Here is a 665-nt window from a genome sequence, read left to right as displayed (position 1 = left end):
GCGGACCTGGTCCACCGTCTCCTGGGCGTCCCCACCAGCGTCGGCACTGATGTCGACGTAGACATCGAGACGGTTGCAGGTGGACAGGACCAGGGAGCCCTCGACGTGCCCGATTCCCCGGACGAGCGCACCCGAATCCCGGACTCGTCGCGCAGCGCGCGCGACTGCGTCGAGGCCCTGACCGGAATGCGTGACGGAGAAGAGGTGGAGACTCACAATGGCCTCATTCAATCATTTCCCGCGAGAGGGTGCACAATTCATGAAGAATTGCACTCGGGCTCTTTTCTGACATTGTTCCGGAAAAGCACGTCCGGGTCATTTCCTGACACGAATACAGAAAAGGACGTCCTCATGAATGGACCGCCGAAGGGCGCAGCGAGCAGCGAGGCCACCGCCCCGGACCCCTGGGACCCCACCCACCTCCCGGGGATGCTGCGCGCCCTTCTCGGTGACCGCCCCCCACGACCACCCGTGTGGTTCATGCGCCAGGCAGGACGTTCACTGCCGGAGTACCGCGCACTGCGCGCCAGCTGCGGGAAGTCCATGTTGGAGACCTGCCTCGACCCCGCCCTGGCCACCGAGGCGACCCTCCAGCCGGTGCGCCGCCATGGCGTGGATGCGGCAGTCCTGTTCTCCGACATCATGGTGCCGCTGCTCCTGGCGGG

At 65.7% G+C, this 665-nt stretch carries 2 protein-coding genes; one reads left to right on the top strand and one right to left on the bottom strand.

The features are described 5' to 3' along the window. Positions 1-216 (bottom strand): hypothetical protein (locus FK530_RS24620; RefSeq protein ID WP_205124258.1); only part of this gene is annotated, 216 nt, incomplete at its 3' end. 213 nt (positions 217-429) lie between these two features. Here FK530_RS24620 and FK530_RS24615 point away from each other — a divergent pair. Then, the coding region (locus FK530_RS24615; RefSeq protein ID WP_331456378.1) for a uroporphyrinogen decarboxylase family protein at positions 430-665 on the top strand (236 nt) is incomplete at its 3' end.

The organism is Tsukamurella conjunctivitidis, from assembly GCF_007858475.1.
Taxonomy (GTDB): Bacteria; Actinomycetota; Actinomycetes; order Mycobacteriales; family Mycobacteriaceae; genus Tsukamurella; species Tsukamurella conjunctivitidis.
This window is presented reverse-complemented; position numbering and strand designations above follow the sequence as displayed.